Annotated in this window: 9 protein-coding genes; 4 read left to right on the top strand and 5 right to left on the bottom strand. The window is 68.8% G+C overall.

Annotation, left to right across the window (positions count from 1 at the left end):
* Positions 1 to 94 precede the first annotated feature (94 nt).
* Positions 95 to 637, bottom strand: coding sequence for a helix-turn-helix domain-containing protein (locus tag DPQ64_RS08435; protein ID WP_115863915.1), 543 nt, complete (start codon positions 635 to 637; stop codon positions 95 to 97).
* Positions 638 to 771: 134 nt separating this feature from the next.
* Here DPQ64_RS08435 and DPQ64_RS08430 point away from each other — a divergent pair, with 134 nt between their 5' ends.
* Together DPQ64_RS08430 and DPQ64_RS08425 are read left to right on the top strand one after the other, a co-directional pair.
* Positions 772 to 1,269: a DUF7344 domain-containing protein gene (locus DPQ64_RS08430; protein WP_115863914.1), complete on the top strand. Its 498-nt coding sequence runs from the start codon at positions 772 to 774 to the stop codon at positions 1,267 to 1,269.
* Entirely contained in the window at positions 1,266 to 2,012 is a 747-nt protein-coding gene (locus tag DPQ64_RS08425) for a DICT sensory domain-containing protein (protein ID WP_115863913.1), read from the top strand. The genes DPQ64_RS08430 and DPQ64_RS08425 overlap by 4 nt, the downstream gene beginning before the upstream one ends.
* Positions 2,013 to 2,243: 231 nt before the next feature.
* Here DPQ64_RS08425 and DPQ64_RS08420 read toward each other — a convergent pair whose 3' ends face one another.
* Both DPQ64_RS08420 and cyaB read right to left on the bottom strand, forming a co-directional pair.
* The gene (locus DPQ64_RS08420) at positions 2,244 to 3,455 is read right to left on the bottom strand and encodes a methionine adenosyltransferase (RefSeq protein WP_115863912.1); all 1,212 of its coding nucleotides are present in this window, start codon (positions 3,453 to 3,455) and stop codon (positions 2,244 to 2,246) included.
* Positions 3,456 to 3,563: 108 nt separating this feature from the next.
* A complete protein-coding gene (gene cyaB / locus DPQ64_RS08415) occupies positions 3,564 to 4,172 on the bottom strand; it encodes a class IV adenylate cyclase (protein WP_115863911.1) in 609 nt (202 codons plus the stop codon).
* A gap of 189 nt (positions 4,173 to 4,361) precedes the next feature.
* On the opposite strand from cyaB, the gene DPQ64_RS08410 reads away from it, so the two are divergent.
* Positions 4,362 to 4,973 (top strand): DNA-3-methyladenine glycosylase family protein, encoded by a 612-nt coding sequence (locus tag DPQ64_RS08410; RefSeq protein WP_115863910.1) that lies wholly within the window; start codon positions 4,362 to 4,364, stop codon positions 4,971 to 4,973.
* A gap of 177 nt (positions 4,974 to 5,150) precedes the next feature.
* Here DPQ64_RS08410 and DPQ64_RS08405 read toward each other — a convergent pair whose 3' ends face one another.
* Positions 5,151 to 5,561: a DUF7344 domain-containing protein gene (locus DPQ64_RS08405; protein ID WP_115863909.1), complete on the bottom strand. Its 411-nt coding sequence runs from the start codon at positions 5,559 to 5,561 to the stop codon at positions 5,151 to 5,153.
* Between the two features lie 375 nt (positions 5,562 to 5,936).
* Here DPQ64_RS08405 and DPQ64_RS08400 point away from each other — a divergent pair, with 375 nt between their 5' ends.
* On the top strand, positions 5,937 to 6,353 hold the full coding sequence (locus DPQ64_RS08400; RefSeq protein WP_115863944.1) for an SRPBCC family protein: 417 nt from the start codon (positions 5,937 to 5,939) through the stop codon (positions 6,351 to 6,353).
* A gap of 44 nt (positions 6,354 to 6,397) precedes the next feature.
* Here DPQ64_RS08400 and DPQ64_RS08395 read toward each other — a convergent pair.
* Positions 6,398 to 7,914: hypothetical protein (locus DPQ64_RS08395; RefSeq protein WP_368276024.1), on the bottom strand; the 1,517-nt coding region annotated here is incomplete at its 5' end.

Raw genomic sequence — 7,914 nt, 5'->3', positions numbered from 1 at the left:
GGGGGGGGGGGGGGGGGGGGGGGGGGGGGCGGGGGGGGGCCCCCCCCCCCCCCCCCCCACGGCTCGTTATTAACTGACGATTCCCCGGGGCGATTCAGGTCTCCTCGACGAGCGTCACGTCGAGGCGCTCCTCCAGCGCGCGCACTACCGAGCCGCCGACGTTCGCCTGATTCGCGCGGCCCTGCTCGACCGCGAGCAGGTCGTTCTCCGGTACGTCGAGTTCCTCCGCGAGTTCGTCGCGCTGGAGGCCGGCGTCGCGCCGGGCGGCCTCGACCCGGTCGCCGTACTCGGACACCAGATACGGTAGGGGGTCGTCGTCGTAGTTGGTCCCCTCCTCCTCCCAGTGGCGCGAGTCGCCGTCGTACACGCCGCTGGCCCGCGCGGTGTTCTGGGCCGCCTTCTTCTTGCGATCCTGCTCGCTCCGGCGGTCGTCGCCGCCGCTGGTGGAGCCGCCGCCTCCGCCGCCGCTGCGGCTGTCCGTTCTGGCGTTGTCGTTGTGCGAGGCGCAGTCCGAGCAGACCTCCAGCTGGGCCCCGGCGACGTTGGCCTCGGTCAGCGAGTCCGACGACTCACCACAGAGTTCGCACGCGCCGCCGCCGCTACCGCCGGACGACCCGCCCGTCGAGTACTTAGCCATATGGAAGCCTATACGGAGACGACGCATTTGAATACCCCGCTTGCAGTCGGGGTTCGGTGGCCGACCAGGCTCGAAACCGGGGGCGGCGACTCTCCAAACGCCTTAGTCGGTGGAGCGACACCACCGAGATGGAAATGGGCGGGGACGACGCTGGCGAATCGGACCGCGGGGACCGAGAGCCGGACAGTGACGACTGGACGGCGGAGAGCGAGACCGGAGTGTCGGGGGGCGAGGACGGTCACTCCCCACAGGTGTCCGACGAGGTCGACGCGCTGTTCGACGCGCTGGCAGACGAGCACCGCCGGCTGGTGCTGTACTACCTCCGGGACCGCGAGTCGGCCGACCTCGACGAGTTAGCGACCGTGGTCTCGGGCTGGCTGCAGGCCCGCGCGCCCGACCACGATATGGTAACGCCCGACGACCGCGAGGGGGTCCGCACCGCGCTCCACCACGTCCAGCTCCCGCGACTGGCCGACACCAGCTTCGTCAGCTACGACCGCGAGGCACAGGTCGCGACGCTCACGGGGACCACCGACCTGCTCGCGCCGATTCTGGACCAGTCGCTCGCCGACGACCGCCGCGCGGTGGGGAGCGTCGACGGCCGTCGCGGACCCGGCGGTGATCGCTCGTGAGTCGCGAGAAAGAGAGTTGCACCCTCCGGAAGTTCGTCGACGAGGTCGCGACGAACCGGCGGACGATCACCGTGTACGCGCCGGAGCCGGACGAGGCGCTGGCCGAGCACTTCGAGACTCGCGGCGTGACGGTCGCCCACGAGCCCCTCCCGGCGGACGGCTCCGGCGGGTTCGTGGTCGTGACCGCCGACGGTGAGTTCGTCGGGAGCGTCCCGCGACGGATCGCCCGCCGGGTCGTCTCGCCAGTGGCCGCGGACCTCGGTACCGGCGCGGAGAAGGCCCACTGGCTGCCGATGAACCTGCTCGCGGACACCACCTTCGTCTCGTTCGACCGCGCGCAGTTGCTGGCGGCCAGCCGCGAGATCGAAGACCGCGCGTACCGGCGAGCGCGAGGCACCCTCCGAACGGGGTTCCAGTCGCTCTCGCGGGTCCCCGACCAGCGCGTGGTGTACGACGCACTCGTCGAGAAGCCCGATCTGGACGTTCACATCTACGGCCGGCCGGACGTTCCCACGGGGTCCGACCGGGAGGCCCAACTCCCCGACGCCACGATTCACGCCGAGGACGTCCCGGAGATTCGGCGGTTCTGGTTCATAGTCTACGACGGCGGGGGTGACGACCGGCAGGCCTGCGCGCTGCTCGCCGAGGAGGTCGACGGCGACCCGGGCTCGTTCCGCGGCTTCTGGACCTACGATCCCGAGACGGTGGCGGACTTGGACGACTATCTCGACGCGACGTACTAACTGGCAGGCCGCGTGTTGGTCCCCGCTTCACGTCGGCTGCGCTGGTTTCCTTTCGTTCGTCGGCGCGTGCGAGCAACGCACCCCGGACGGAGAACCGAATCAGCGCGAGACAGACGAAACGACGAGTCAGCGCACGCGGAGGTGGAGACGGAACCGGAACGCGCCGGATTGAATCAACTGGAACGCGCCGAGATGAATCAACCGGAACGCGCCGGGGCGAACCGAGGCGTCTCAGAACGTGTCGAGTTCGCCGTCGATGACGCGCTGGGTGATGGAGGTCACGTCCGCGAGCTCGCGGTCGACGATGGCGGTCACGTCGTCCTCGATGTCCGCGACGGTGATTCCATCTTCCGTCACGACCTCCGCGTCGGCGACGTGGGGCTGGTCGATGGGCCGACCGATCTGCGAGAGGAGGCGAATTCGAAGGTCGCGGATGCCGTCGACCTCCGCGACGACTCGCTCGGCGATCTCGGTGCCCAGCAGGTTGTAGATCTTCCCGATGTGGTTGACCGGGTTCTTGCCGGAGGTCGCCTCCATCGACATCGAGCGGTTGGGCGTGATGAGGCCGTTCGAGCGGTTGCCCCGGCCGACCGAGCCGTCGTCGCCCATCTCGGCGCTCGTGCCGGTGGTCGTGAGGTAGATGCTCTCCTCGTCGTCACCGTCGCCGTCGGCGGTGTTCACGTCGACGTTCACCTCGCGGTCGGTGTACTCGTGGGCCACGTCGCTGACGAACTCCTGGAGCGACTCGACCGTGGCGTCGTAGTCGGCGCGGCTCGCGACGTAGCGGTCGACCATCGCGGCCGCGACCGTGATGTCGATGCGGTCGCCCTCGCGCTTGCCCATGATCTTCACGTCCTGCCCGAGCGCGGGCTCGTCGTCCGCGAACTCGCCGACGAGTCGCTGCTCGGCGTTCAGCACGATCTGCTCGGTCTCGGTCAGGGGCGCGTGGCCGACGCCGAAGCTGGTGTCGTTGGCCATCGGGACGGTCGCGCCGTCCTCGCCGAACACCTCGCGGAGGTCGCCGCTGCCCTCGCCGAGCTTCACGTCGACGATGACGTCGGTCCCCAGGTCGAGTTCCGGGAAGTGCTCGCCGAGGTACTCGCGGGCGGCTTCGAGTGCGATGGTGTCGGTCGGGATGGTGTGGCCCTCGTACTGCTTGGTCGCTCGGCCCACGATGAGCACGTAGATGGGTTCGACCATCTCGCCCCCGCCGAACTCGGGGTTCGACCGGCCGGCGACCAGTTGAGTCTCGTCGGTGTTGTAGTGGAGCACCTTGCCCACGCGGTCGATGTAGGCGTTCGCCAGCGCCTGTGAGACGCTCTCGGCGATGCCGTCGCAGATGGAGTCGGGGTGACCTAGCCCCTTTCGCTCGACGATCTCGATCTCTTGGTCCTCGACTGCCTGTCGGCCGATAGGCTCGACCTGGATGTTCCGGTCGGTCATTACTCGCTTCTTTCCGGTCGCGGAATCTATAACTTGCGGAAACAACTCGGCCCTCGGCGATTACCTCGGGTTATCTCAGATGGGGGCAAATATCTCTGCTACCTGTGGCTACTCGCCACCGGCATCCTCGTCGGCCAGCAGCAACCCGAGGTAGGAGGTCCGGACCTGCTCGTCGGGATCGAGGCCGAGGTCGCGCAGAATCCCGAACGCGGCCTCGCGCGCGGACTCGACCGACTCCTCGGCGTCGACCTCGGTCTCGACCTCCACGAACTCGCCCAGTCCGTCCACCGAATCGAGCGTGACGGTGAAGCCGTCGAGCGCGAACCGCTCGCGGTCTTTCCGGACGGTCGCCGCCGGGTCGAACCCGAGCGCGTCGAGGACCTCGCGAGTCGCCTCGCCGTCCCCGACCGCCGTCTCGACTTCCCGGCGGGTCTTCGACTCGGCCTCGACGAGCGGTCCCTTGTAGGTGAGTTCCGTGGTAGTCACGCCTGCTGTGTCTTCACTGTCATCCTCCGCCGTAGCGGTCTCGGCGTCGCCCGCCGCACTGGTCTCCTCGCGCACCCGGAGCGCCTCGTCGGTCTCGGCGAACTCGCGGTGCGGGGCGTCGTAGTAGGTGTCCCGCTGGACGACCGCGTCGACGGGCTCGGCTCCGAGCTCGGCGAGGCGTTCGCGGACGGCGGCGTGGTCGGCCGGGACTTTCACTTCGACCTCGTACATCTCTCGGTCGGGCTTCGTCGGTCCGTGCCTTCGGGGTTGTGCTTTCGCGACGGTGTGGAATCCGAAGGGAGACCCGGTGGGCTTCTATCGGATGAGGGTGAAATGGCGGTGGATACCACCGCTTCCTCGGAGCCGCGCAGTGACGCGAAGCCGTGGGCTCATTATCCCGGAGCCCCTACCGGTGTCCGAATGACCGACGACGCGATTGCCACGCTCCGCGAGGACGCCTACCTCGGACCACTCGTCGACGAGTTCGGCCCGCTGACCGTCGAGCCAGCCGAGGACTTCTTCGCACGATTCGTCACCTCCATCCTGCGCCAGCAGGTGTCGATGGCGTCGGCCGCGGCGACCCGCGAGCGCCTGTTCGACGCGGTCGAGGTCACGCCCGAGGGAATCCTCGCCGCAGACTCCGCGGTGTTGCGCGACGCCGGCCTCTCGGCGGCCAAGACCGAGTACGTCGGCAACGTCGCCGAGGCGTTCATCGAGCGGGGCTACTCCCGCGAGTACTTCGCCGACACGTCCGACGCGGACGTGGTGGCCGAACTCACCTCGATCAAGGGCGTCGGCGAGTGGACCGCGAACATGCAACTGCTGTTCTCGCTCGGCAGGCCCGACGTGTTCCCGGTCGGCGATCTCGGAATCAGAAAGGGGATGGAGACGGTCCTCGGCGAGGAACTGACCCGCGCGGAGATGGTCGAGCGCGCCGAGCGCTGGGCACCGTACCGGAGCGACGCCAGCCTCTACCTCTGGCGCGCCGAGGAGGACCTCACCGAGAGCGTCGACGAGGTTTTGCAGGGGTAGCAGTTCGGCCGCACGTATCGCGCGTTCCGATTCGAAATCGAAAGCCGTTGTCTTCTACGGTATTCCCGTAGAGAAGAAGATGGTGGGACGAAGGTCGAGGGCCGGAAGCGCCGGGGGACGCGGAGCGGGAGGGCGCGGAGAGTGGGCGCAGAGCGAGAGGGCGCGAAACGCGGGCTCTCAGCGGAGGTTCTCCTCGCGGGCGGCGAGGTCGAGGTACTCGGTCAGCGGGCGCTCGTCGGCGTCGGCGAGGGTCACGTACCCCTCCTCGTCGTCGTAGGTGACCGCCCCGGCCTCGGTCAGCCGAGGCAGGTGGCAGTGATGGAGGTCGGCGGTCACTCGCTCGCGGTGGGTGCCGTCGCCCTGGCCGATACTCGTGGTGGGCTCCTCGCCGGCGTCGCGCTCCCACGCCACGATCTGCTCGGCGAGTTCGTCGACGGTCACCCCCCGGCCCTCGTCGCGGAGATAGTAGAGCACGTACCGACGCCGACGATTCGAAAGGAGGTCTAGCGTGGCGTCGAGCGTCGGGGAGATACCCTGCTCCCCCTCGGCGTAGCCGTCGGACGCGTTCGGGGTGTCCGTGTTCATCATGCAGTCCGTACTCCACACTCCGGGTGCAAAAGCATCGGACCTAAATGATTAGGCACGGCATTCGGAAACCCTTAATCACGGGGAGCACCAAGAACGAGTGCGTGCCTCAAGTCCCCGCCCGAGCAGTCCCACGCGGGAGCGATGACAGTGCGGAGAACCCGGGTACGCGACAGATCAGTGGGTCGGCTACCCCGAATTAGCCCGCCCGGCACGAGGGTTTGCCAGCCGACTCGGCACGCCGCCACGGGATGACGCTGGAGGTTAGTGTTCCGGGCGACAGTTTTCGAGGCCGCGATGCGTCGAGCACCGCGACTCCCGGTCACTCCGAACGTGTTCCGGACAGCACTGACTGTGCGGTCCCGCCAACGACTCGCCATGGACAGCGTGACCGTCTCTCGACAGCTCGACGCGCACCCGGACGAGGTGGCCGAACTCGTGACCGAACTCGAACCGTTCGTGCGAGCGGCGGGGTTCGACGAGGTCGCGGTCGACGGCGAGGAGATCCGGGTCGCCAACGAGGTCAGACCGAAGCGCATCGAACTCGTGCTCGACACGTACGACGCGCCCGGCACGGTACTGGCCTACGAACAGCGCGAGGGCATCTTCGAGACGATGACGACCGAGTACGCGCTCGAACCGGCTGACGGCGGGATGCGCGTCGTCGCCACCACGGAGTTCGCGCTCGACGCCGCCGTGGTCGGCTCGCTGCTGGACGCGACGGTCATCAAGATGCAGCGCAAGCGCGAGCTGACCGCGCAGTTCGACTACCTCGCGGATCGACTCGACGGTTGAGGACCGAATCCGGCGAACGAGGACCGACCGTCGTACTCTTACTCCTACTCCCCATGCGAGCGGGGACGCTCGACTTCGTCGGGGGACTGCTCGCCGGCCGCGAACCGACTGAAGAGCACCCCGAGAATCGAGTGCGGGCTGTGCCTGCGGACGACCAGCAGGACGTTCGCAACGAACCCCCCGACGCCGGCCAGTACGCAGACGCCCCCCGCGAGGACGACGCCGTCGGGGAGCCCGAACAGGTCTCCGGCCACGAGCGCGCCGACGCCGAGCGTCAAGAGCGCGAAGTCGGCAGCCGCGAGTCGGTCGTCGTACAGGTCGTCGATCATCGGCACGTCCTCGAACCCGAGCAGATCGCTGTACTCGTGAACCCAGACGATGAACGGCACGACGTGGTAGACGGTGCCGAAGACGACGAAGCCGATTACCCCGAACGCCAGCAAGTGGACCGACCCGGGAGCGCCGTACCGAACGGCCGGGGCGAGCGGGGTGGCGAGCCACGCCGGAAGCGCGAGCCCGACCCAGACGACGAGCGCGGCCGGGACGACCGCGTAGCGCGAGAGCATCGGCGTCCACTCGACCTGCGTCTCGTACAGCCGCCGAGCGAGGACGATACCGAGGGCCAGCAGTCCGGTCGCGACGAGGACGCCGCCGACTCGGGCGAGAAGTGGATCGGCGAGCAGGCGACCGGTCGCCAGCGCCACCACGCCGAGGGGGTAGCCGACCTCCTCGAACCGCCGGAGCTGCTCGTCGACGCCGTGGAGCTCGGTCTGGGTGAACATCGTCGCGAGCTGGTAGAGCGCGCCGACGACCGTCGTCAGGATCGCGCCGAACACTGCGAGCGCGGCGTGGGCACCGACCACCCGACTACGGGAGAGTGAGACGTCTGCGAGTCCGCCGAACACTGGAAGTGCGTACCCGGCGGCGAGCAGCCAGCCGAACGCGGTCAGCACGAGGAAGAACCCGAGCGCGAGCGCGAAGTGGCGCTCGGTCACGTCGAGCGGTCCGACCCCCAGCAGCGTCCGCCCGACGTTGTAGACGAAGGTCCAGAAGCCCGCGAGCAGCAGCGTCCCGAAGACGGGGGCCCACCCGAACCCGCCGGTGAGGAGCGCGCCGACGAACCCCGTGAGTCCGGCCGTGACGAGCCACAGCTGGACGACCGAGAGCCGCCGCGAGTGGATGGTCGTCCCGGACCACACCGGGACGAACTGGGTCATCGCGCCCATGATGGTCACGCAGACCCAGCCGACCAGCAGCAGGTGGACGTGCGCGAGGTCGGGCCGGCCGCCGAGCAGGCCCAGCGAGGTGAGCAACCCCACGACGCAGCCCGCCACGAGGAAGCCGAGCGCGACTACGAAGTGCCGTAGCGGGACCGTCATCGGAGGCTGGCGGTCGGTTTCAAGGCTGCCAGGAATCGCGCCCATGGTCGTCCCTTCGCCCGGCGTACCCCTCGGCGTGACCCCGAACATGTTGCCCGCTGGCGGCGAAGCCCAGTACGTGTCGCCGGCCAGCGGGGGATCCCAGTCCTGTCGCCCGTCGGCGGCGCGGCCGCGGTGGTCCA

Origin of the sequence: Halorussus litoreus (assembly GCF_003382685.1) — an archaeon.
GTDB classification, from domain to species: domain Archaea; phylum Halobacteriota; class Halobacteria; order Halobacteriales; family Haladaptataceae; genus Halorussus; species Halorussus litoreus.
This window is presented reverse-complemented; position numbering and strand designations above follow the sequence as displayed.